The 23,231-nt window shown below is 41.7% G+C and carries 20 protein-coding genes; 4 read left to right on the top strand and 16 right to left on the bottom strand.

From position 1 onward, the window contains the following. Nucleotides 1-162: 162 nt before the first annotated feature. The 5 genes from K8B83_RS19730 to tkt all read right to left on the bottom strand — a co-directional run bounded on the left by K8B83_RS19730 (nucleotide 163) and on the right by tkt (nucleotide 7,399). Nucleotides 163-1,503 carry an MATE family efflux transporter gene (locus K8B83_RS19730; RefSeq protein WP_188738844.1) on the bottom strand — a complete coding sequence of 447 codons (1,341 nt, stop codon included), beginning with the start codon at nucleotides 1,501-1,503 and terminating at the stop codon, nucleotides 163-165. A 186-nt stretch (nucleotides 1,504-1,689) separates the two neighbouring features. Beyond that, nucleotides 1,690-2,754 (bottom strand): class II fructose-bisphosphate aldolase, encoded by a 1,065-nt coding sequence (fba, locus tag K8B83_RS19735; RefSeq protein ID WP_188738846.1) that lies wholly within the window; start codon nucleotides 2,752-2,754, stop codon nucleotides 1,690-1,692. Between the two features lie 142 nt (nucleotides 2,755-2,896). Further along, nucleotides 2,897-4,072 (bottom strand): phosphoglycerate kinase, encoded by a 1,176-nt coding sequence (locus K8B83_RS19740; RefSeq protein WP_188738848.1) that lies wholly within the window; start codon nucleotides 4,070-4,072, stop codon nucleotides 2,897-2,899. A gap of 128 nt (nucleotides 4,073-4,200) precedes the next feature. Next, complete coding sequence (epd, locus tag K8B83_RS19745) at nucleotides 4,201-5,223, bottom strand: erythrose-4-phosphate dehydrogenase (protein ID WP_188738850.1); 1,023 nt, start codon at nucleotides 5,221-5,223, stop codon at nucleotides 4,201-4,203. A gap of 181 nt (nucleotides 5,224-5,404) precedes the next feature. Beyond that, a complete protein-coding gene (gene tkt / locus K8B83_RS19750; protein ID WP_188738852.1) occupies nucleotides 5,405-7,399 on the bottom strand; it encodes a transketolase in 1,995 nt (664 codons plus the stop codon). A gap of 537 nt (nucleotides 7,400-7,936) precedes the next feature. On the opposite strand from tkt, the gene metK reads away from it, so the two are divergent. Together metK and K8B83_RS19760 are read left to right on the top strand one after the other, a co-directional pair. Then, nucleotides 7,937-9,088 (top strand): methionine adenosyltransferase, encoded by a 1,152-nt coding sequence (gene metK, locus K8B83_RS19755; RefSeq protein WP_188738854.1) that lies wholly within the window; start codon nucleotides 7,937-7,939, stop codon nucleotides 9,086-9,088. Between the two features lie 70 nt (nucleotides 9,089-9,158). Then, nucleotides 9,159-9,743 carry a GNAT family N-acetyltransferase gene (locus tag K8B83_RS19760; protein ID WP_188738856.1) on the top strand — a complete coding sequence of 195 codons (585 nt, stop codon included), beginning with the start codon at nucleotides 9,159-9,161 and terminating at the stop codon, nucleotides 9,741-9,743. On the opposite strand, the gene K8B83_RS19765 is transcribed toward K8B83_RS19760, so the two are convergent. The 3 genes from K8B83_RS19765 to K8B83_RS19775 are packed head-to-tail and all read right to left on the bottom strand — an operon-like array spanning nucleotide 9,740 to nucleotide 10,916. Further along, a complete protein-coding gene (locus tag K8B83_RS19765; RefSeq protein WP_188738859.1) occupies nucleotides 9,740-10,096 on the bottom strand; it encodes a hypothetical protein in 357 nt (118 codons plus the stop codon). The two genes, K8B83_RS19760 and K8B83_RS19765, sit on opposite strands and share 4 nt — an antisense overlap. A gap of 55 nt (nucleotides 10,097-10,151) precedes the next feature. After that, complete coding sequence (locus K8B83_RS19770) at nucleotides 10,152-10,694, bottom strand: GNAT family N-acetyltransferase (protein WP_188738861.1); 543 nt, start codon at nucleotides 10,692-10,694, stop codon at nucleotides 10,152-10,154. A 3-nt stretch (nucleotides 10,695-10,697) separates the two neighbouring features. Then, a complete protein-coding gene (locus tag K8B83_RS19775; protein WP_188738863.1) occupies nucleotides 10,698-10,916 on the bottom strand; it encodes a hypothetical protein in 219 nt (72 codons plus the stop codon). Between the two features lie 307 nt (nucleotides 10,917-11,223). Between K8B83_RS19775 and argR the strand changes: the two genes are divergently transcribed. Further along, on the top strand, nucleotides 11,224-11,694 hold the full coding sequence (gene argR, locus K8B83_RS19780) for a transcriptional regulator ArgR (protein WP_188738865.1): 471 nt from the start codon (nucleotides 11,224-11,226) through the stop codon (nucleotides 11,692-11,694). Between the two features lie 93 nt (nucleotides 11,695-11,787). On the opposite strand, the gene K8B83_RS19785 is transcribed toward argR, so the two are convergent. The 6 genes from K8B83_RS19785 to K8B83_RS19810 all read right to left on the bottom strand — a co-directional run bounded on the left by K8B83_RS19785 (nucleotide 11,788) and on the right by K8B83_RS19810 (nucleotide 18,303). Continuing rightward, nucleotides 11,788-12,726 carry a Dyp-type peroxidase gene (locus K8B83_RS19785; RefSeq protein WP_188738867.1) on the bottom strand — a complete coding sequence of 313 codons (939 nt, stop codon included), beginning with the start codon at nucleotides 12,724-12,726 and terminating at the stop codon, nucleotides 11,788-11,790. Nucleotides 12,727-12,902: 176 nt separating this feature from the next. Then, entirely contained in the window at nucleotides 12,903-13,937 is a 1,035-nt protein-coding gene (locus K8B83_RS19790; protein WP_188738869.1) for an ABC transporter ATP-binding protein, read from the bottom strand. Between the two features lies 1 nt (nucleotide 13,938). Next, nucleotides 13,939-15,570 carry an ABC transporter permease gene (locus K8B83_RS19795; protein ID WP_188738871.1) on the bottom strand — a complete coding sequence of 544 codons (1,632 nt, stop codon included), beginning with the start codon at nucleotides 15,568-15,570 and terminating at the stop codon, nucleotides 13,939-13,941. 72 nt (nucleotides 15,571-15,642) lie between these two features. Then, a complete protein-coding gene (locus K8B83_RS19800) occupies nucleotides 15,643-16,650 on the bottom strand; it encodes an extracellular solute-binding protein (RefSeq protein WP_188738873.1) in 1,008 nt (335 codons plus the stop codon). A gap of 179 nt (nucleotides 16,651-16,829) precedes the next feature. Next, nucleotides 16,830-17,579, bottom strand: a complete 750-nt coding sequence (locus K8B83_RS19805; RefSeq protein WP_188738875.1) for a ferredoxin--NADP reductase — start codon at nucleotides 17,577-17,579, stop codon at nucleotides 16,830-16,832. 133 nt (nucleotides 17,580-17,712) lie between these two features. Beyond that, nucleotides 17,713-18,303, bottom strand: coding sequence for a DUF5610 domain-containing protein (locus tag K8B83_RS19810; RefSeq protein WP_188738877.1), 591 nt, complete (start codon nucleotides 18,301-18,303; stop codon nucleotides 17,713-17,715). A gap of 181 nt (nucleotides 18,304-18,484) precedes the next feature. Between K8B83_RS19810 and K8B83_RS19815 the strand changes: the two genes are divergently transcribed. Next, nucleotides 18,485-19,972, top strand: a complete 1,488-nt coding sequence (locus K8B83_RS19815) for an FMN-binding glutamate synthase family protein (RefSeq protein ID WP_188738878.1) — start codon at nucleotides 18,485-18,487, stop codon at nucleotides 19,970-19,972. Between the two features lie 630 nt (nucleotides 19,973-20,602). Here the strand turns inward: K8B83_RS19815 and K8B83_RS19820 are convergent. After that, the gene (locus K8B83_RS19820) at nucleotides 20,603-20,821 is read right to left on the bottom strand and encodes a hypothetical protein (RefSeq protein ID WP_188738882.1); all 219 of its coding nucleotides are present in this window, start codon (nucleotides 20,819-20,821) and stop codon (nucleotides 20,603-20,605) included. 591 nt (nucleotides 20,822-21,412) lie between these two features. Next, nucleotides 21,413-23,215: an ABCB family ABC transporter ATP-binding protein/permease gene (locus K8B83_RS19825; RefSeq protein WP_188738884.1), complete on the bottom strand. Its 1,803-nt coding sequence runs from the start codon at nucleotides 23,213-23,215 to the stop codon at nucleotides 21,413-21,415. Nucleotides 23,216-23,231: the final 16 nt, after the last annotated feature.

Here is a 23,231-nt window from a genome sequence, read left to right on the forward strand (position 1 = left end):
GTTAAGATGGCTACCTTATTAAAACTGCCTGCATTCTAACACTTAAGCAACTGTATTGAAAAAATTGTGACCAAAATCAACATTAAACAAAATACATTAACCCTGAACGTGTGATTAAATGCTCACTATGTTGGTCAATGAGTTAGCCCATTACAAACCAGTCTAGGCGATTAAGCTTTTGGTTTGCCAACGTCCACTACGCCAGCGCCATAGCATTGCCAAGCCTCTCACCCACTCGTCTAATGCTAAGGCAGCCCAAACACCTAATAAGCCAAACTCGAAATGAATACCCAGTAAATACGCACCCGGAACCGCAATACACCACATTGAGAACAAACCCATAAAAAACGGAAATTTAGCATCGCCACTGGCTCTTAAAGCATTTATCACAACAAGATTAAATGTCCGCCCAGGCTCCATCACTAAGGTCAAAATAAATAACTGGCCAACCAGCAAAGCAATGTCTTTTTCATCCGTAAATAAGCCCACAAGATTTGGGCCCCATATCGCCACGAATAACGCGACGACAGTGGTTACAATTAAGCCCAATTTTAATGCGCGATACATTTGATGCTCAGCAGCTTTTAGCTTTTTAGCGCCCACCATATGGCCAATAATAATTTCGTTGCCAATACCAATAGACAAACCAAACAATAAAATGAACATACAGATTTGAAAATACAATGACTGTGCAGCCAGTGCTTTGTCGCCCATTAGGCCAACAAAAGACGTCACCACCATAAATTGCAGCATCCAAGACACGTTTTCGCCTGCTGCGGGTAAACCAATATGGAACACTTTTTTTAGCATCTTAAGTTCTGGGCGTACAATACTCGGAATGTGTATCTTTATCCCAGTGTAACGCACAAACAAAATCGCCATAATCGTCATGCCAACCAGGCGCCCTGCAACGGTACTAATGGCAATACCGGCAACCCCCATTTGAGGAATGCCAAACCAGCCGTAAAGCAATAACAAATTACCCACAAAAGTAATCACGTTCATCGACAACGTGACCCACATGGCTTGCTGAGTAAAACCATGCGCTCGCATGCCTGCGGCTAAACACATTGCCATCGCTTCAGGAATAAGGCACAAACCAACAATTTGCAGATAAAGTTTACCATCAGCCATTAATTCTGCTGGTAAGTTCATCAAGTTAAGTATTAAGGTTGACCCGGTTAAAATACCTGTGGCGGCCACTAATCCCACCAAAAAGTTAAACCCAATTGAAGAATACACCACCGAACTTGCAGCAGATTTATTTTGCGAGCCTAAATATTGAGTAATCACCACACTTGCGCCGATACTGACGAAACTAAATAACGTAATAGCCAGTTCAAACACCATATTCCCAACCGATAAGGCGGCAACCCCTTGGTATGACACATGGCTGATCATAAAGGTGTTAATGGCTGCGGTTAAAAAATGCAGGGCAAAATCAACGAATAACGGCCAAGTCAATGAAAATAGAGATAAAGGCTTGTCTGAATTGGAATGCATTACGTGTTCTACTGTGAAATTAAAATTGCGATTAAAATAGGGTTATATCAATAAAACATGACATTTTAAGGGCGCAGATCATGCGTGATGACGTTTAAAAAAACAACATTTTTCGTAATTTATTTACAAAAAAAATGGCCTGCTAAAATCAGCAGGCCATTTGATAATAAAATGCGTTAGCTTGGTTTACATGATTTTTGGATCAAGCTCACCCGATTGATACGCTTTATACATTGCTTGCAAAGACTTAGGCTTAATTTTTGATGCCATACCCGCACAGCCAAAGGCTTCATAACGAGTAGTACAAATATCAGCCATCGCTTCCATTGATGCTTTTAAGAATTTACGTGGATCAAATTCAGCTGGGTTTTCCGCTAAAAATTTACGAATGGCACCCGTTGAGGCTAAACGTAAATCAGTGTCGATATTCACTTTGCGAACGCCGTGTTTAATGCCTTCAACGATTTCTTCTAATGGAACACCGTAAGTTTCAGGAATTGCACCACCATATTGGTTAATGATTTGTAGCCATTCTTGCGGAACTGATGATGAGCCGTGCATAACCAAATGCGTATTAGGGATACGAGCATGGATCTCTTTAATACGATCGATACGTAATACATCACCAGTCGGTTTACGGCTAAACTTGTACGCACCATGGCTAGTACCAATGGCAATAGCTAATGCATCAACATGGGTATCTGCAACAAAACGAGCAGCTTCTTCTGGCGTAGTGAGCAATTGATCATGGCTTAGCACACCTTCTGCGCCCACACCGTCTTCTTCACCTGCCATACCCGTTTCTAAACTGCCTAAACAACCAATTTCACCTTCAACAGACACACCACAAGCGTGTGCGAATGCAACAGTGCGACGTGTCACATCGACGTTATATTCATAAGATGCAGGTGTTTTACCATCAGACATTAATGAGCCATCCATCATAACTGATGACATGCCTAACTGAATTGAACGCTGACAAATATCAGGATCGGTGCCGTGGTCTTGGTGAATACACACAGGAATATCTGGATACTGCTCAAGTGCAGCAGCCATCAAATATTTTAAAAACTGTGGGCGAGCATATTTACGTGCACCAGCAGATGCTTGCACAATAACAGGGCTGTCTGTTGCTTCAGCCGCTTGCATAATTGCGCGCATTTGTTCAAGGTTATTCACGTTAAATGCAGGGACGCCATAACCATGCTCAGCAGCATGATCAAGCAATTGTCGTAGAGAGATAAGAGCCATTTTGTTCTCCATTAATAGGGTGATTACTCACCTAGGTCGCTATCGTTTGGACGGATTTTTAACGCTGATATAAGTTTATTCCATTAGCTTATAACAGCGTATTTTTATAATTATCTTATTTATAATATAAGTTATTCGTAGTCTAAGCGCCACGTTTTTCAAGCATTGCTACTGCCGGTAATTCTTTACCTTCTAAAAACTCAAGGAAAGCACCACCACCAGTAGAGATGTAAGACACTTTGTCAGCAATATTATATTTATCTACCGCAGCTAGCGTGTCGCCGCCACCAGCAATAGAAAATGCTTTAGACTCTGCAATTGCTTGCGCAATGCGTTTAGTGCCTTCACCAAATTGATCAAACTCGAATACGCCCACTGGGCCATTCCAGACTATCGTACCGGCTTGCTCAATTATTTTTGCCAGTGCTTCTGCGCTATCTGGGCCAATATCAAAAATCATATCGCCGTCAGTCACATCCGCTACTGATTTAAGCGTTGCCGCAGCGGTTGGACTAAACTCACTTGCCACAACCACATCTGTGGGTACCGGAATATCACCACCACGGCTTTTAGCATTTGCCACAAGACGCTTTGCTTCTTCAACTAAGTCGGCTTCATATAATGACTTACCCACTTTAAAACCTGCTGCTGCGATAAAAGTATTGGCAATACCACCACCCACAACAAGCTGATCTACCTTAGTTGATAGACTTTCAAGTACAGTTAACTTAGTTGATACTTTTGAACCACCCACAATCGCCACCATTGGGCGAGCTGGGTTATCAAGCGCCTTACCTAATGCATCAAGCTCTTGCGCCAACAACGGACCTGCACAGGCAACAGGTGCATACACACCCACGCCGTGAGTAGAGGCTTGAGCACGATGTGCCGTACCAAATGCGTCCATTACATAAACGTCACACAACGCAGCCATCTTTTTAGACAGCGCTTCATCGTTTTTACCTTCGCCTACATTAAAACGAACGTTTTCAAATACGACAACTTCACCAACCTTAACATCAACACCATCAAGGTAATCGCTGACTAAACGCACTGAACAATCTAGCGCATTAGCCAAATAATCGACAACAGGTTGCATTGAATACTCAGCATTAAACTCGCCTTCAGTTGGGCGACCTAAATGCGACATTACCATCACGGCAGCGCCTTTTTTCAATGCAAGTTGGATCGTTGGAAGGGAGGCGCGTAAACGTGCATCACTGGTGACAACGCCGTCGCTGACAGGCACGTTTAAATCTTCACGAATAAGCACACGCTTATTTTGTAGATCTAAATCTGTCATGTTAATAATTGCCATAATTAGCATTTCCTTTTTAAGTTAAAAACAAATCTTTTTATCGAGCTAGATGCCTGTAATAAGCAAAATGCCTAACACTCACCAACTCATGTAACCGGCATATTGCCCATTACGAAAATCATTTGACCTTATTGGTCGGCTTGCTTGGCCTGGATCATGGCCAAACTGGTATCTAACATGCGGTTAGCAAAACCCCATTCGTTGTCGCACCATAATAATAATTTGACCAAATGGCCGGCGCTAACTCGAGTTTGGGTACCATCAACAATACTTGAGCGTGGATCGTGGTTAAAGTCACACGACACCAACGGCTCGTCAGTATAACCTAAAATACCATTAAAACTGCCGTTTGACGCACGTTGTAATACATTGTTGATTTGTTCAATATCGACTTTTTTATTAAGGGTGACAGATAAGTCTATCGCGGTCACATTGATAGTCGGTACGCGCACAGAAATTGCTTCAAATTTATCTTTCATGTGCGGCAAAATGCGCTCAATTCCTCGGGCCAATTTAGTATCAACAGGAATAATAGACTGCCCAGCAGCACGAGTTCGGCGCAAGTCATCATGGTAAGCATCAATTACCTGTTGATCGTTCATCGCAGAGTGGATAGTGGTAATTGCACCACTTTTAACCTCAAAATGCCTGTCGAGCACATCAATAACAGGCACAATACAGTTAGTTGTGCATGACGCATTTGAAACGATTGTGTGATCAGGGCGCAATAAATCATGATTAACGCCATACACTATGGTGCCATCAACATCGGCAGATGAAGGGTGACTAATCAAGACTTGCTTAGCACCAGCGAAAATATGCGCCTCACATGCTTGTCGCTCAATTAAACTGCCCGTAGCCTCATACACAATATCAATATCAAGATCGCTCCAGGGTAATAAACTGGCATCGGCTTGATTAAGTAATTGGATACTGTCGTCGCCAATCAGTAACTTATCACCATTAAGTTTAACGGTATGATTAAAACGACCATGGGTGGTGTCATATTGCGTAAGGTGACAAATGGCTTCAGGCTTTGCCAACTCATTAATGGCCACAATCTGAATTTGCTGACGTTTTCCTGACTCGTACAATGCACGAAGAATTGAGCGGCCAATCCGGCCATAACCATTAATTGCAACTCGAATCATTTAGGGTCCAGAGTAATTAATCTAAGCACGTGTGTAGCTACTGCAAAAATAGCAATAAGCACTTGATTTACTATATAAAATTACGTGAAATTACAGGCATAAAAAAACGACCTACAATTGCATTGCAGGTCGTCATTATACAGATTAAACACCTAATAGATAAGTGTTTATCGCCAAGCTATTATCCTAAAGACTGGACAGTTTTTACTACATTATCAACAGTGAAGCCGAAATGTTTAAGCAAATCACCACCAGGGGCTGACTCACCAAAAGTAGTCATACCCACTACGCCGCCTTCAAATCCAACATACTTGTACCAAAAATCGGTATGAGCTGCTTCGATTGCAACGCGTTTAGTCACAGCTTTTGGTAATACAGACTCTTTATAAGCTGCATCTTGCTTGTCAAATTCAGTGGTCGATGGCATTGAAACCACACGCACTTTTTGACCAAGTTTAGTAAGTTCTGCAGCAGAGTCCATTGCTAATTGCACTTCGCTACCGGTAGCAATCAAAATCACTTCAGCGGTGCCTTCACAATCAGATAAAACATAACCACCTTTGGCAACGTTAGCTAATTGCTCAGCAGTACGCGCTTGTGCTTTAAGGCCCTGACGGCTAAAAATTAACGATGTTGGAGCATCACGGCGCTCAATTGCCGCTTTCCAAGATACCGCGGTTTCAGCCGCATCACATGGACGCCATACAGCCATTTTTGGCGTTAAGCGTAAGTTAGCAAGTTGCTCAACAGGTTGGTGTGTTGGGCCGTCTTCGCCTTGACCGATTGAGTCATGGGTGTAAACGAAAATGTTTTGAATACCCATTAATGCAGACATACGTACCGCATTACGAGCGTATTCCATAAACATCATGAACGTCGCGCCATAGTTAATAAAGCCACCATGCAAAGACGCACCGTTCATGATCCCGCTCATGCCAAACTCACGTACACCGTAATAGATGTAGTTACCAGCAGGATCGTCTTGAATACCTTTTGAACCAGACCAAAGCGTTAAGTTTGAACCCGCTAAGTCGGCGCTACCACCAAGTAACTCTGGCAACATAGCACCAAAGAAACCAATGGCGTTTTGTGATGCTTTACGGCTGGCAATACCTTCCGCTTTGTCTTGACACTCTTGGATATACGCTTGCGCTTTTGCTTCAAAGTCAGCAGGTAAATCACCTTTTAATACACGACGTTCGTATTCTGCGGCAAGCTCAGGAAATGCTGCTTGGTACGCCGCAAACTTGTCATTCCATGATGACTCGTTAGCAGCACCTTTTTGCTTAGCATCCCAACCTGCATAAACGTCAGACGGAATATCAAACGGCGCATGCGGCCAGTTTAAAAACTCGCGAGCGGCTGCAATTTCAGCATCACCTAATGGCGCACCGTGACAGTCATGACTACCAGACTTATTTGGTGAACCAAAACCAATAATGGTTTTGCAGCAAATCATTGATGGCTTGTCAGTCACTGACTTAGCTTCTTCAATGGCGGCACGGATTGCATCTGGGTTATGACCATCAACACCGGCAATCACATGCCAGCCGTATGATTCAAAACGCTTAGGCGTATCGTCGGTAAACCAACCTTCAACATGGCCATCGATAGAAATACCGTTGTCATCCCAAAATGCCACTAACTTACCTAGGCCTAAAGTGCCAGCTAATGAACAGGCTTCGTGAGAAATACCTTCCATTAAACAGCCATCGCCTAAGAAGCAATAAGTGTAGTGATCAACAATATCAAAACCTGGGCGGTTAAATTGTGCTGCTAAGGTTTTTTCAGCAATCGCCATACCTACAGCGTTACTGATCCCAGCACCTAATGGACCAGTGGTGGTTTCAACACCTGGTGTATAACCATACTCTGGGTGACCTGGCGTTTTTGAATGTAATTGACGGAATTGCTTTAGCTCTTCAATAGGTAATTCATAACCCGATAAATGCAGTAAAGAGTAGATAAGCATTGAACCGTGACCGTTTGATAAAATGAAACGATCGCGATCAGCCCACTTTGGGTTATTCGGGTTATGCTTTAGAAAATCATTCCATAGCACTTCAGCGATATCAGCCATACCCATTGGGGCACCTGGATGACCAGAATTAGCTTTTTGAACGGCATCCATACTAAGGGCGCGAATGGCATTAGCGAGTACTTTACGAGAAGACATGCTCTCTCCTGCTTGTTTGTGAGATCTAACGGCAATTGTGGATAGGCATTTTCCCCTACTAGGCGATAGGACGCAAATTAAAATTTTTCCGATTACTTTATAAAGCGTCATTTTTGCTAACAAGATCCATTAGCGCGCACATTTACCATAAATAGTTTGGCTTTATTTGTTGAATAACCACTTTTTCTATCTTCTTACTTGCAGTAATGATTTATTGACACTCAATAAAAAATCACCACAAACGCATTAAAGTGTGTGCTTTTATCTCAATAAAAAATGAACAAAACAAACAAAAATATTGTTCAAATTTGGCCAACACGCCCAGTGATAAATTAGATAAAAAATACAATAACTACTTAATAGTCATGATATTAACTGGTCATACAGCTAAACAAGGCTCGACACTGACAAAAATATTTCTGAACTAATGCACAATTATTAACTTAAATTCGTATTGGGGGGTGTTATCGAATTCGATTTCGACTAAAATAGACGTCTAGACGTATATTCAAATGCAACCAACGAGATTTTCCAATTATGGCAAAGCACTTGTTTACCTCTGAGTCGGTCTCAGAAGGTCATCCAGATAAAATCGCCGATCAGATTTCTGATGCGGTATTAGACGCAATCCTTGAGCAAGATCCAAAAGCTCGTGTTGCGTGCGAAACATATGTCAAAACAGGCATGGTATTAGTTGGCGGTGAAGTCACCACTTCTGCTTGGGTCGATATTGAAGAAATTACCCGTAAAACCGTACGTGAGATTGGCTATACCCATTCAGATATGGGATTTGATGCTGATTCATGCGCTGTATTAAACGCAATTGGTAAGCAATCTCCAGACATTAACCAAGGTGTTGACCGCGCAGATCCAGCAGAGCAAGGCGCAGGCGATCAGGGTTTAATGTTTGGTTATGCCAGCAATGAAACCGACGTATTAATGCCAGCACCTATTACTTATGCTCACAAATTAGTGAAACGTCAGTCAGAAGTGCGCAAAGACGGCACATTACCTTGGTTACGCCCAGATGCAAAAAGCCAAGTTACCTTTGCATACGATGAAGGCAAAATTATCGGTATTGATGCCATTGTGTTATCAACTCAACACCGTGAAGACGTCACTCAATCTGATTTGATTGAAGCCGTAATGGAAACCATCATTAAGCCAGTGCTACCTGCACAGTGGTTAAATAAAGACACAAAATACTTTATTAACCCTACCGGCCGCTTTGTGATTGGCGGCCCTGTTGGTGATTGCGGTCTAACGGGTCGTAAAATCATTGTAGACACCTACGGCGGTATGGCGCGTCACGGCGGCGGTGCCTTCTCTGGTAAAGACCCATCAAAAGTTGACCGCAGCGCAGCATATGCAGCCCGCTATGTAGCTAAAAACATTGTTGCCGCAGGTCTTGCTGATCGCTGTGAGCTTCAAGTGTCTTACGCTATTGGCGTAGCAGAGCCAACCTCTATCAGTATTGAAACCTTTGGTACTGGTAAAGTGTCTGAAGAAGTATTAATTAAATTAGTACGTCAACACTTCGAACTTCGCCCATACGGGTTAACAGCAATGCTAGATTTGGCCCGTCCAATCTACCAGCAAACAGCCGCATATGGTCACTTTGGTCGCGATGCGTTCCCATGGGAAGCAACAGACAAAGCTGAAGCATTACGTGCAGACGCAGGTTTATAATAAACCTTCCGTCTTTTACCAAAAAACCGCCTTATGGCGGTTTTTTGTTAGCATTAGAACACTCAATATTATGATATACATACGCTGGGTAGACACTAACTTACCCACTCAATATGAACAACATGCTACTTCACTGCAGCAAAAAAAGCAGTGGTCGGCAGTTAAGTTGTTTTACCGCCAACACATGGCTTATGCCAGAGTCTCACTCAAAGAGTCTGTTGCCGTTATTTATCAGCATAAAGCCACAACATTCAACACTCAAAGTCAGCTGGCAGACCAGCACAATATGGCAGATTCAACTGTAATATCAGACACTGAAGTTACAAAAACTGGTAACATCATTGCCGCAGTTAGAATAAAACATCTGGGTCAATATCAATTGATTAGTGGCTTACTTGTCGCACCAGAACAACGCAGAAAAGCCCTTGCAACAAAACTACTTAACTTTATAGCTCCTGCATTGACACCACAAAAATGCTTTTTATTTACCAATATCAGCCTGCAGCGACTGTATCAGCAACAGCAATTTCAATTAGTGAGCCAGCAAAATATGGCAAATCTACCCGCTGAGATTGCTCAACTTCACCAGCGCTACCACAACGATGATCGCCCACTGATTGTGATGCAATTACAATGTCCAAGCGATATCGCTTAACAGTGATCAAAATGCGCGCTTTCTACGCACATAAATCCAACTTGTTGCATCGTCATCACAGGAATAGAAACAGGTATTATCGATGCCATGTCGATTTGTTCTACATCTGTAAATAAACTAATCGATGCAGAATAGGCGCGCGTTAATCCACAAAATATCCATTGATTATTCCAGCAGACAAAATAACTACTGGCCATAACATTACAAGATCCTGGCGGCTGCACCTTTGCCTCGACACATTGGTAAGTTTCATTGGCATCAGACAACACAGCAACAACAAGTTTAATGTTATCAAATGCCGACAAAGTCAGTGTTAAGTAAGGCCTAAAAAGCGCATCAAAACCAGTTACCATCAAACACTCCTTACCACAATTATCCAGAACAATATCCTATAACACCCAAAGCTGGCTATGTTTGAGACACCAGTAACTTATAGTCGCGTTGCTCGAAACAAAAATGCTCAATAAGGTACATACCTGCTTTGTTTTTATGTGCAGCCAATGAACGCAGGTTATCGGCCGCAATGTAGGTCACTATAAATGGATAACGCTCTTTTAAAACCAATTTAAGCTCGTTAACCAAGGCTTCAAAAATACCTTTACCGCGATATGATTGACTAATCCACACAGGCCCATACTGGCAAGTATTGGTTGTTGATAACGATTGGCCATCAAAATCAGCAAATTTAATGCGCTGAATAATATAACGATACAAAGGTTGCGAGGCAAAAAAGGCCCATTTGGCAGCAATAACGTAACCGACAATCTCACCTTGATGTTCGGCAACGATTATCCAGTGCTGATTAATGAGTTGCTTAACTTCACCAACCGTCATTGGGTGAGCATGCAAATCACTGTGTCGGCCGCTGAGTTCGTCTGTAACATGAACACGTTCTAAAAAAGCAATGTCACTACTATCAGATAATACGGCTTTACGAATAATAAAAGACAATGATTATTCCTTTGAATTGTCTGAAGATGTTTGCTTTTGAGCCCACTCAATAACAAGTGCAACAGGTAATGGCGACATAATTAACGTACCAATACCAATGAGTAATGCAATCACCAACATACCACTGACCTGCTGTCCAAACGTGGTATTAAGGTATAAATACACGCCCACCAATAACATGATGATGCCAATTAGGTGTAACATTTTAAGTATTTTTAACATTGCAGTACTCATCAAGGGGTTAGATATTGTCGTTAAACAAACAAATAATCCATTATCCATCTTATTGTAAAAAACAAATAGTATAACGCTTTTAATTATGCACGCGTTAAGCGCTGTGCGCACAAGGCTAACTCATTTGCTTAACGCTATCGTTACTAATGGGCATAACACGCCAAAGTGTCAGTATAACATTCCACTTTTGAATTGAATTTTTATTCATAAAATCTGATTCTTTCTTGACTTAACAAGGAGATCTATTCAAAATGTGCAAGTTTTTTGAATAACAACTATAAGATGAAATATCATTATGCCAGCGACAAAAAATCAGGATGAGCTCGTCAAAACTTTTAAAGCGATTCTAAAAGAAGAGCGTTTTGGAAGCCAAAGCGAGATTGTTAATGCGCTACAAGCCGAAGGATTCGGTAATATCAATCAATCAAAAGTGTCTCGTATGCTTAGCAAATTTGGCGCGGTACGTACACGCAACGCTAAACAAGAGATGGTTTACTGTCTTCCCGCTGAGCTCGGTGTGCCAACTGCCGGTAGCCCATTAAAGAACTTAGTGCTCGACGTTGACCATAACCAGGCAATGATAGTGGTAAGAACCAGCCCAGGAGCTGCACAACTTATCGCCCGCTTGCTCGATTCTATAGGTAAACCTGAAGGCATTTTAGGCACGATTGCAGGTGATGACACGATTTTCATCTGCCCTGCCAGTATCAAAACCATTGATGATACATTAGAAACAGTTAAATCATTATTCAATTATAGCGAATAAAAATTCAAAACATTGAGCAACTCTCTCAATGTTGCAACATGAATTATCAAAAAAGCAATGCAATGGCATTGCTTTTTTGATCTCTTACTCTATCTACGCATCGTCAAATTGAGTTAAAAAATCAAGAGACGGCACAAAGAAAGACGAACCGGTTAATGCTTTAGTAAATAGCATCAAATGATCATGATTACCGTGTGCATCACCGTGCACCATACTACGCAACATTTTTTCAAAATGCTCTGGTGTACGACATACCGAAATAAACACCAACCCCTGCTCTTTTACCGACCCGTAAGGCATACTTTGGCGCAATATCTCTAACGATTTGCCTTGCTCATCTTTCAAGTTTACCCGTTTAGTGTGGCTTGTTAGCGGTTTATCTTCCGAGTTATATTCAATATCGTCAACCTTGGTTCGGCCGTAAATATCTTCTTGCTTTTTAAGAGGTAATCTATGCCACTTGCTCAGATTATGCTTATACTTTTGCACATGCACATAACTGCCAGAGGTAAACTCGGGGTCTTCATTACCCACTAATGCCACTTCTTGACGATGACGCCCTTTTGGGTTTTCAGTACCATCAACAAAACCGGTTAAGTCCCGACTGTCCATAAAACGGAAACCTCGTTCTTCATCAACCAATTCAACCAAGTCTTCAAACATCTGGTTAATTTCATTGGCCACTAAATGCAAAATATCGTAACGGTCACAACGGATATGAACAAAAATATCATATTCCATTGCGGGTGCATCTCTATTTCCCTCATTCATAGCAGGAAAAGGCTTTAACAGTGCTGGACGAGCTTCAGGGTAAAATGTATCCCAAAAGTTAGCACCAATTCCAACAAAACCATTAAAAGCACTGTCAGCATACTGATCGGTGAGTTCGTAAATATACTGCGCAACATTAGCAATCGATGGGCGTAGCTGCTCTTCAACGCCATCGATGGCATTAAACATCAAGTACACACTGTGTAAATTCCCTTCTGCGCAAATTCCTAACTGTTCACGAGGCATAACTTGGTTACCCATATATACTCACCTACCTTAATACTGTTTGTCGGCCTAAATGCTTATAACTTAACAAATTGATGATATTAGATTTGGTATTAATAAGCCAAATCACTTTAGCTTAAATGACGGCAAATTACTTGAAGAGTACTCACATTTATATTGATTAGCTAAATCCCCTATAAGTTCAGCATAAATTAATCACTAAAAACCACCAATGGATGTTCAACCACAGTCAGCGAGACTCGTTGCCCAGGAGTAAAGTTCATAACAGGGCTACTTACTTCTAAATTAACCCCGTTTTGATTGACTTTATAATGACATACCGTACCTAAAAATCGCCTATCGATAATCTTGGCCTCACCTTGATCATCGGCTTGCAACACCATTTGTTGCGGCCTTAATAGTAATTGTCCTGTTGCCCCCACAGCTTGATCTAATTCACAGCTACTCGTTAACGTCCCGAGCGGGCTTTCTAGCTGCAAGTGACTTTTAATGGTCACAGCAATATAGTTTGTGGTCCCAAGAAAGTCAGCAACATAACGACTACTAGGCTTGGCATATAAAGTCTCAGCATTACCATGCTGAACAATTTTGCCTTGTTCGAATAACGCCAGTTTATCGGCAAACACAAACGCTTCATCTTTGCTGTGAGTCACAAAAACAGCGCTGACATTACGTTGTTTTAAGATACTGCGGATCTCTAGCATCATCTCATGCCTCACTTGGGCATCGATATTTGAAAACGGCTCATCAAGCAGCATCAACTCAGGTTTATATGCCAGTGCTCTGGCAATGGATACGCGTTGCTGTTGGCCACCAGAAAGTTCATGGGGATAACGCTCAGACAAACCAACGAGTTTTACCAATTCAAGCATTTCATTAAGCCGAGTTTGACGCGCTGAGCGATCGAGCCCTTTAACACCAAATAAAATATTTTCGCCAACGGTTAGATGAGGAAATAATGCGTAGTCTTGAAAAATCATGCCTACACCACGCTGTTCACTGGCGACAAAAATACTGTCACCACTTAGCGCCTGGCCATTAATGCTGATACAGCCCTGGCTAATACCTTGCAAACCAGCAATGGCTTTTAACAATGTCGTTTTACCACAACCGCTTGGACCTAATAAGGCAACAATTTCACCTTGCTGCAGCGTTAAACTTAACTGATTAAGTATCACATGGCCTTGATAATCGCTGCTGACATTACTAATGGTTAACGTAGACATCTTAGTGTGACTGCTCCAAAGAACGATTCAAATAAATCAAAGGAATTAGCCCAACGATCACAATTACAATTGCAGCTAATGCACCATGCTCTAGCTTTTCATCAGACACAAATTGGAAAACATATGTTGCCAGGTTTTCAAAACCAATAGGGCGCAATAAGAGCGCTGCGGGTAACTCTTTCATACTTTCAATAAACACAAGTAATGCCCCAGCAAACATGCCTTTTTGCAATAATGGTAAATGCACTCGCCTTAATAATTGCCTTGGCGAATGCCCAAGTGTGATGCTTGCCATATCAAGTGACGGCGAAATTTGTTTATAACTGCTTTCTAAACTCCCTATTGCAATAGCAACAAAGCGCACACAAAAAGCAAATATCAGAGCAACAACACTGCCGGTAAATAATAAACCAGGGCCTTGTGAACCAAGCCATTGCATCACATCATTAATGGCAAAATCGATATAGGTCAACGGCACCAATACTCCGATGGCTAATACGGTTCCGGGCAGAGCATAACCTGTGCAACTGAGTCTCGATGCGAGGTGATCACTAGGGAGGGGGCTAACTCGCCTTAAAAACATTAATACAACCGCCAATAGCACGCAAATTACGCTGACAATTGCAGCAATATACAAGCTATTTAGGCTGTATTGCCAAAAGCGAATGTCCCAACTTTCATTGAAATAATCAACAGCATAGCGGCATAACACAATAAAAGGTAACAAAAAGGAAACAGTTAACAAGCTAAAACAATACGCCCAAGCTGCCCAAGCTTTAGTTGAGGTTAAACGATACCTGTCAGATTCATTTAGCCTAGCTTGTTTTTGAAAAAGCTGTTGTTTGCGTCTCGCAAAACGCTCGACACCGACCATGGCGAATACCACTAATAACATAATGGCAGACAACTTGGCCGCTGCGGTTAAACTGCCATACCCAAGCCAGGTATCGTAAACAGCGGTGGTTAATGTTGGGACAGCAAAGTAACTGACCGTTGCAAAATCAGCCGCAGTTTCCATGGCAACTAACGCGACACCCACAGCAAGCGCAGGCCGCGCCATTGGCAAAGCCAAATGCCAAAAACTCCGCCAAGGCCCGCAGCCCATGACTTTAGATGCATGTAACAAATTTGATGATTGCTCCATAAATGCTGTGCGGGCTAGTAAATAAATATATGGGAACAATACTAACGATAACACTATGGTTGCACCGCCTAGGCTACGAATGGCAGGAAAGTAATAATCGTGAGGCGATTGCCATTCAAACCAAGATCTAAAGGCACGCTGTACTGGACCTGCGTAATCGAGCATATCGGTGTAAACGTAAGCCACAATGTATGCTGGCATCGCTAAAGGCAATAGCAATAACCATTGAAAATAACGCCTTGCAGGGAACTCACAACGAGCTATCAGCCAAGCTGCTGGCACAGCGATGATCAGTGCACCAATGCCAACCAATAACATTAGCAATAGGCTATTGAAAATATAAGTGGGTAATACCGTGTTAAAAAGATGGGAGAATACCGCTTCGTCTGGCAATGTTGCCTGTACAATTAATGCCAACAGCGGTAGTAACAATAGTGCTGTAATCACATAACCAGTAAGCGACCAGCCTCTGGTTAACCCTAAAATCATAAAGTCTACCGAATTAATAACGGCACATTATTCCAATTAATAATGTGCCGACCACAAGATTACCTGTAAAAATTACAGATCAAATTTAACTTCATCAAGTAACTTCACAGCCGCTTGATGATGCTCTGCTAGTTTATAAATAGGTAAAGAGTCTGCTTTAAATTCACCCCAAGAAGCAACCAATTTAGAAGGCGCAACATCCGCTTTAACGGGATACTCCATATTAACCTCAGCATACATACCTTGGGCAACATTTGAAGTTAAAAACTCCATTAACTTAATGGCATTGTCTTTTTGAGGAGCATATTTTGCTAGAGCCATACCAGATACGTTAATGTGCGCGCCACGGTTTTGTTGGTTAGGGAAATTTATGTGTACCGCTTCAGCCCAACTCTTTTGGTTTTTATCCATCATCATGTTACCAAAGTAATAACTATTACCGATGGCGACATCACACAACCCTTCTTTAACTGCTAATACTTGGTCGCGGTCATTGCCTTGCGGCTTACGAGCTAAATTAGCTTTTACCCCTTCAAGCCATGTTTTAGTTTTAGCCTCGCCATCATGGGCAATCATTGAGGCAACTAGGGCAACGTTATAAGGATGTTTACCACTGCGCGTACAGATTTTACCTTTAAACTTATCAGAGGCTAAGTCTTGATAATCGATATCAATTTTACCGGTACGCTCTTTTGAAGAGTAAACGTTACGCACGCGCATCGTTAAGGCAAACCAGTCATTGTTTGGTGAACGATACTGGGCAGGAAGGTTTTCATCAATAATAGGGCTGCTGACTGAGCTAACAAGATCTTTTTCCACTAATTCCATTAGGCGTGAAAAATCAGAGGTTAACACCACATCAGCAGGAGATAAACGACCTTCTCGCGCAATACGCTCAGCAAGGCCATCTTTAGCAAATACCACGTTAACTTCAACACCGGTTTGCTCGGTAAACTTTTCTAAAATTGGCTCAACTAAAAATGCTTGGCGGTAAGAATAAACGGTTAAAGGATCTGCTGCGCTGGCCGAAAACGCCATGCTAGCTAACCCGAACAATACAACGTTATTGAGCAATCTCATTGTGACTCTCTCCTGTGACAAAGACTCATTAAGCCCTTTAAAATGTAAGTGATAATAATTATCAATTACATACATGATAAATAAACGTCACATTATGAGCAAGCGCTGTTTTATTTTTTTATCATTCAAGTTAACAAGGTGTACACGGGCAGCTATTGATACAGTGATAAAATGTGCATTTACCAATATTTTTCAACCGTAATTTGCCCTGGTGCTCGGCGTAAATTTTTTGATAAACCTTTTTCAATTAACACCGCTTGAGCATCACTAATCATACCCGGATTGCCACAAATCATTACTTGTGAGTGATCTACGCTAATCTCCAAGCCTGCTTTTTGTTCAATCAGGCCGTGGCTTAATCCGTCTGGGATCCGACAAGATAAGGCGTCAGGAAATGCTTCGCGAGTGACAATAGGAACAAAGACAAACTGCTGAGGATAGGATGTTTGCAAGTGTTTTATGGTATCAAGATACGCTAAATCCTCTGCCAAGCGGACCCCATAAACAAGCACCACTTTCTCAAAACGCTCCCAAGGTTCACTTGTAGCTAACATTGAAATAAATGGTCCAACAGCCGTTCCTGTCGACAAAAACCACAAATGTTTACCTTGCAATGCGCCATGAGGAATTTCATCTAAGGTCATAAACCCAGAAGCTTTTGGGGTTATTTCGATAGTATCACCTGGAATAAGGCTCTGTAGATCAGGCGATAGCTGGCCATCTTCAACTGCAACCGCGAGCACTTCAACATAATCACTACCGGGTGGATTAACTAACGAATAAGCACGAGCAACTCGCTTACCATCACGCATCTGGCTTAACTTAATAAATTGTCCTGCGGTAAATGGCTCGATATCGGCTTTAATACGCAAAGAAAACAATTTGTTGTTCCAGTCAATTCGTTTTAATACAGTACCGTTAATCCACATGGCGAGTATCCTTCTAGATTTGGCGATAAATAACAATACCAATCTATACAGATATTTGCTTAATTAACAGTCTAAGTTTATTTATGATATTTATCGCAACTTCTCAATGAAGGCGTAATACCACAGCGTAAAATTAAGCCTCTTGGGTTTCTGTATTAGCATCTAGTCTGTCTTGCGCAAACTGAGCTAGTTTTTGCTGAATTAATTCATAGGTTTGGTCAACACCAGCGGCAATATCACCTTCTAAAACCTTTAAACCTGACAAAATATCACTGGCTTCTTTAAAGCCTTGATCAATAGCATCGCCAATTTTCACCATAAAGGAGTTCACCTGCTCATCAAACCCCATTGATTGGTTTTGTTGCTGATGAGTCGAAAAAAACTGTGTCGCAAAACTCACGATACGATCAGCAGTAGCTTCTGGTGAGTAATCAATGCCTTCCTCTGCATTTTTTTGTACTGCATTTTCACCCATAGTAGGCGCAAGCTCTTCATTTATCGCTTCAATAGCAGCACGATAAAGCAGTGCCATCGATTTATCTCCTGCGGCAATGCTCACTTCTTCTTGTGCAGCTAAAATGCTGTTATTCATCATTTGGCGGCTAATCTGGCTGTTAGTCAATTTGGGCTCAACTGAAGTGTTTTTTACCGCTTGTTGATTACTGATGTTTTGAGTACTACTTGATGTATTCATACTCGTGTTATTCGTAGTCTTAATGTCCATAGCCTTAGCTCATTTAAAATAACCGGTAGCTTAATTATCGACCAAAAGAGCAATTTCTAAAGTGCTTCGGCCAGTTTTCCTAAGATAAATTTAGTCTACTGATTAATATCATCAATTTAACTTGCCCAAATTTATCTCTGCTAATATGTTAATCAGCATACCTTAATTAAAGGACTACAGCATGGCGCAACAACATTGGTTTATGTGGGGAATAGACATTTTTTCAGCACTGTTTTTAGTGTTGTTTTGGGTGTTACTTATTGCCGTGGTTTACATGTATATCGCCGATAAAATACAAACAAAGCAGGCAATCAGGCATAACTACCCCGTTGTTGGTCGCTTTCGTTATTTGTTCGAAAAACAAGGTGAGTTTTTTAGGCAATACTTTTTCTCACATGACCGTGAAGAGCTGCCATTTAATCGTGCTGAACGCAGCTGGGTTTATCGTGCCGCCAAAAATGTTGATCGTACCATCGCTTTTGGCTCAACTCAGGCCTTAGATAAACCTGGCACGGTTATGTTTATGAACTCCGCCTTCCCCATTAGTGATCATGACAAACATAAAACCGTGGCCGTTACCATTGGACCTGATTGCAAACACCCCTACATCACAGACAAAATTTGCCATATTTCAGCCATGAGCTTTGGGGCATTATCACGCCCGGCGGTGACAGCCCTCTCTCATGGCGCGGCTCAAGCCGGTTGTTGGCTAAACACAGGAGAAGGTGGATTAAGCCCTTACCACTTAAAAGGTCACTGTGATTTAGTTTTTCAAATCGGTACCGCAAAATATGGCGTACGCGATGATCAAGGCCATTTAGACCCACAAAAATTAGCTGACATCGCAGCTCATCCTGAAGTCAAAATGTTTGAAATCAAATTAAGCCAGGGTGCAAAACCGGGTAAAGGAGGCATTTTGCCCTCTGTAAAAGTCACCGAAGAAATTGCCGCCATCAGGGGGATCCCTGTCGGACAAGATTCGATTAGCCCAAATGGTCATCTGGAGTTGAATTGCGTAGCCGATATTATCGACATGATAAATCAAGTCCGTGACACCACAGGTAAACCGACAGGCATCAAAGCAGTATTGGGGGATATAGCTTGGGTAAATGAATTGTGTGATGAAATTGAACGTCGTGGTGTTGAGTCTGCCCCCGACTTTTTTACGCTGGACAGTTCAGATGGTGGTACAGGCGCGGCGCCACAAGCCTTGATGGATAATGTTGGGCTACCGTTAAAACAAAGCTTGCCATTGTTGGTTGATTTATTAAATGAACGCGGTTTAAAACAGCGGATCAAAATAATCGCAACGGGTAAATTAGTCATGCCCTCTTACGTTGCATGGGCGTTGGCAACGGGAGCTGATTTTATTGCATCAGCTAGGGGCAATATGTTTGCGTTAGGCTGTATTCAATCATTGCAGTGCAATAAAGACACCTGCCCAACAGGGATCACAACCCATAATACCCGTTTACAACAAGGATTAGATCCTAAAGATAAATCAACACGCGTTGCTAACTACAATCATTTTCTTCATTATGATTTAACCATGATAGCCCACTCTTGTGGGGTGACAGATCCCAGACACTTAACCCGGCATCATGCACGAATAGTTCAAACCACGGGGGTGGCCGTCACACTTGATAAACACTATCGCCATATGCAATAAATTAACAAGGAGTTATACTAATTAGGTAGTGCTAATCTAATGTTTTGCTGCAGGTTCACTTTGCCGAAAATAACAATAAGGTGTAGAATGATTGTTGATGTTGATCACATTAATTCTAACCAATGTGATTTAGGGACATTTGCAAGCCAAGGATCATATGTTAAAAGTTACATCAGAAAATATACCTGTGAATGAAAAAAGTCTCAGCGTGAGTTGTAAAAATTGCGATCGCATGATTGAGATCGAAGGCGAGTTAGTGTGTTTTGAACACGGTAAAATTAAACGCTTAATCCCTGATAACTCACCAAGATCTTTGATTAAAATGGTGTGTATTGGTTGGCGAAAAAAATAATTTTCTCGTTATCAACGCCAACCGTTTTTGCGTGTTTTTGCGTATTGTTCCCTCGTAATTAACTTTGAACCTATTTCATCGATTTATTTCATTGCACCATGATAACCCTACAGCCTAATACACCAAAATAGGTAGTGGTGATATTGCTATTAATACCGAAAAACAAGGCTCATCAGAGCGATAGCTGTCTCAAAAAATCAAATGCTTTGCTTGAATTACAAAGGACGAGTCTCGATTGAGACGCGTAAAACAAAAAACACCACTTAACATCTGCGTTGTTACTTAACAACACTTTCATTTTGCTGCTTATCAATAGCCTTCGCTAAAGTCAAACCACGAGTCGTTACTCTAACTCCAGCACACAAATCATTGTAAACAAGCTCAATCGCATCGTCTGACATATTTCGCGTTTTTAGCATTGCCATAATCGCAAACCAATCAGTTGTTACCTGATGCCGGGTGCCTTCAAGCGCCGCAATCAACGCAATATTATGCACAAGTCACCTCCATACATCGTTTTGTACCTTAAATTAATCACTGCAGCGACGAGTAATACCAATCAGGATAAATAAGTGATCATAGCTTACGTAAAAAATCGCTTAAAATAAGCCAGAAATCGCAGCGAGCGAGTGTTCTACCTTCAACATTTCTAACGAAGTAATAAGCGATGTTAACCAGTAAGAATGAACACATTCTTGTGCTGATTGGTATAAATTAGCTAAACATATACCAGTATAGCAAGTATGTTACCTTACTCATATTGCTGATAATAAGAATTTAAATCTTAGCGTCTTTCAAAAATGGGGGTTATTCGGCCTAGGCTCTCAATAACAAACGCCTTGCAATCAGTAAGGTTGCCTTAAATAAACTTGCAATAGGCTAACTATTGATGCCCCTGTATTGTGAGTCAAACACATGGCAAGCTTGAAAGCAGATCATGGTTAAGAGATTGATTTTTATGGCTAACAAAACATTTTCCCAAAGTTCAGCTAAACACTTAAAATAGCTCATAAAAAGCAAAGAGATAATTGCAATTAAGCCGAAAGTGGCCAGCAATTATCTCTCCCTCAAAAACCATGTTAAGCAAACTAATCAATATTGGCTTTAGCCGAATCACTTTGCTCATGCTGAATATGCCACAAGCGAGCATACAGACCTTGTTGAGCCAGTAAACTAGCATGAGTTCCATGCTCAACAATACTTCCTCGACTAAGGACCACTATTTCATCGGCATCGATAATAGTCGACAATCGATGTGCAACGACTAAACTCGTGTGCCCTTTGGCTGCATCACGCAGTGCACTTAAAATAGCCTGCTCTGAGTGAGAATCTAATGATGAAGTCGCCTCATCAAACACCAAAATAGGGGCACCTTTTAAAACTGCTCGAGCAATGGCAACCCGCTGTTTTTCTCCCCCAGACAATTTTAATCCCCTCTCACCAACTTTGGTGTCACCTTTATCGGGTAAAGAGTCGATAAAATCACTTAAATGGGCTAATTGAGTGGCTTGTTTAATTTCATCTTCTGTTGCATCAGGTCGACCGTAACGAATGTTCTCATAGATAGAGTCATTAAAAAGAACCGTGTCTTGAGGCACTACTGCAATCGCTTTGCGTAACGCCAATTGAGTCAGTTGCCTTACATCAATACCGTCAATGGTTATGGCACCACTATTGACGTCATAAAAACGAAATAACAGTTTAATAATCGTCGACTTGCCAGCTCCACTGTCACCGACCACTGCAATTTTTTTACCTGCGGGAACCTCAAAGCTCACCTTATTTAAAATAGGTCGTTTATCATATTGAAAGCTTACATCATCAAATTTTATGACTCCCACTGTTGGGCTTAATGATGAGGCGTCATCTCGATCCTCGACTTGCGGGACATTTGCCATAATGTCAAACATACGCTCAATATTAGCCAGCGCGCCACGTATTTCTCGGTAAACAAATCCTAAAAAATTGAGTGGAATAAATAACTGCATCATAAACGCATTAATCAAAACAAAATCACCAATGGTCATCATATCTAGACTCACCTGATGTGCAGCTAACGCCATCATTGCCGTCATCGCAATGGCAATAATCAGCGCCTGGCCACCATTTAGAGCAAGTAAAGACAAACGGTTTTTACGCTTAGCAACTTCCCACTGGGCTAAAGCATCATCGTAACGTGTTGATTCATATTCTTCGTTATTAAAATACTTAACGGTTTCATAATTTAATAAGCTGTCTATTGCACGAGTATTCGCTAACGAGTCAGCCTTAGCGGCATCGCGCACATAACCCGTTCGCCACTCAGTCGCCCTAATTGAGTAACCAATGTAAGCCATCACAGACACTAGCGTAATAAGCGCAAAATAGATGCCGTAGTTGAAAAAGAAAATCCCCACAACCAGGGTAATTTCAAGCAACGTAGGTACAATATTAAACACCATAAAGCGCATTAAAAAGCTCACACCGCTCGTTCCTCGCTCAATATCACGAGACAAACCACCAGTGCGGCGATCGAGATGAAAATCGAGATCTAATCTGTGTAAATGATCAAAGACTGCAAGACCAAGACGCCGAATCGCCCGTTCTGTAACACGGCCAAATAAGGTGTCACGAACCTCACCAATAATGACATTCAAAAAGCGCACTGCACCATAGGCAATAACCAGACCAAATGGCACAACTAAAATGGGTTCTACGGTTGATTTATCTAAGGTGTCAACCAAGTCTTTAAGGATAAATGGCAGGCTTACACTGGCTATTTTAGCAATAATCAAACACAACATTGCCAACAACACTCGGCCTTTAAACTCGATCAAATATGGCCACAACAATCGCAAAACATGCCAGTTTAATTTACCTACTGGGCCTTCGAAATATGCAGAAGGTCTCATCGTTACTCCAAGGCTC

Source organism: Shewanella inventionis (assembly GCF_019931735.1).
GTDB lineage: Bacteria > Pseudomonadota > Gammaproteobacteria > Enterobacterales > Shewanellaceae > Shewanella > Shewanella inventionis.

Coding starts and splice junctions, on each gene's coding strand:
- K8B83_RS19730 (WP_188738844.1), bottom strand. CDS start 1,503: ATGCATTCCAATTCAGACAAGCCTTTATCTCTATTTTCATTGACTTGG.
- fba (WP_188738846.1), bottom strand. CDS start 2,754: ATGGCTCTTATCTCTCTACGACAATTGCTTGATCATGCTGCTGAGCAT.
- K8B83_RS19740 (WP_188738848.1), bottom strand. CDS start 4,072: ATGGCAATTATTAACATGACAGATTTAGATCTACAAAATAAGCGTGTG.
- epd (WP_188738850.1), bottom strand. CDS start 5,223: ATGATTCGAGTTGCAATTAATGGTTATGGCCGGATTGGCCGCTCAATT.
- tkt (WP_188738852.1), bottom strand. CDS start 7,399: ATGTCTTCTCGTAAAGTACTCGCTAATGCCATTCGCGCCCTTAGTATG.
- metK (WP_188738854.1), top strand. CDS start 7,937: ATGGCAAAGCACTTGTTTACCTCTGAGTCGGTCTCAGAAGGTCATCCA.
- K8B83_RS19760 (WP_188738856.1), top strand. CDS start 9,159: ATGATATACATACGCTGGGTAGACACTAACTTACCCACTCAATATGAA.
- K8B83_RS19765 (WP_188738859.1), bottom strand. CDS start 10,096: ATGGTAACTGGTTTTGATGCGCTTTTTAGGCCTTACTTAACACTGACT.
- K8B83_RS19775 (WP_188738863.1), bottom strand. CDS start 10,916: ATGTTAAAAATACTTAAAATGTTACACCTAATTGGCATCATCATGTTA.
- argR (WP_188738865.1), top strand. CDS start 11,224: ATGCCAGCGACAAAAAATCAGGATGAGCTCGTCAAAACTTTTAAAGCG.
- K8B83_RS19785 (WP_188738867.1), bottom strand. CDS start 12,726: ATGGGTAACCAAGTTATGCCTCGTGAACAGTTAGGAATTTGCGCAGAA.
- K8B83_RS19790 (WP_188738869.1), bottom strand. CDS start 13,937: ATGTCTACGTTAACCATTAGTAATGTCAGCAGCGATTATCAAGGCCAT.
- K8B83_RS19795 (WP_188738871.1), bottom strand. CDS start 15,570: ATGATTTTAGGGTTAACCAGAGGCTGGTCGCTTACTGGTTATGTGATT.
- K8B83_RS19800 (WP_188738873.1), bottom strand. CDS start 16,650: ATGAGATTGCTCAATAACGTTGTATTGTTCGGGTTAGCTAGCATGGCG.
- K8B83_RS19805 (WP_188738875.1), bottom strand. CDS start 17,579: ATGTGGATTAACGGTACTGTATTAAAACGAATTGACTGGAACAACAAA.
- K8B83_RS19810 (WP_188738877.1), bottom strand. CDS start 18,303: ATGGACATTAAGACTACGAATAACACGAGTATGAATACATCAAGTAGT.
- K8B83_RS19815 (WP_188738878.1), top strand. CDS start 18,485: ATGGCGCAACAACATTGGTTTATGTGGGGAATAGACATTTTTTCAGCA.
- K8B83_RS19825 (WP_188738884.1), bottom strand. CDS start 23,215: ATGAGACCTTCTGCATATTTCGAAGGCCCAGTAGGTAAATTAAACTGG.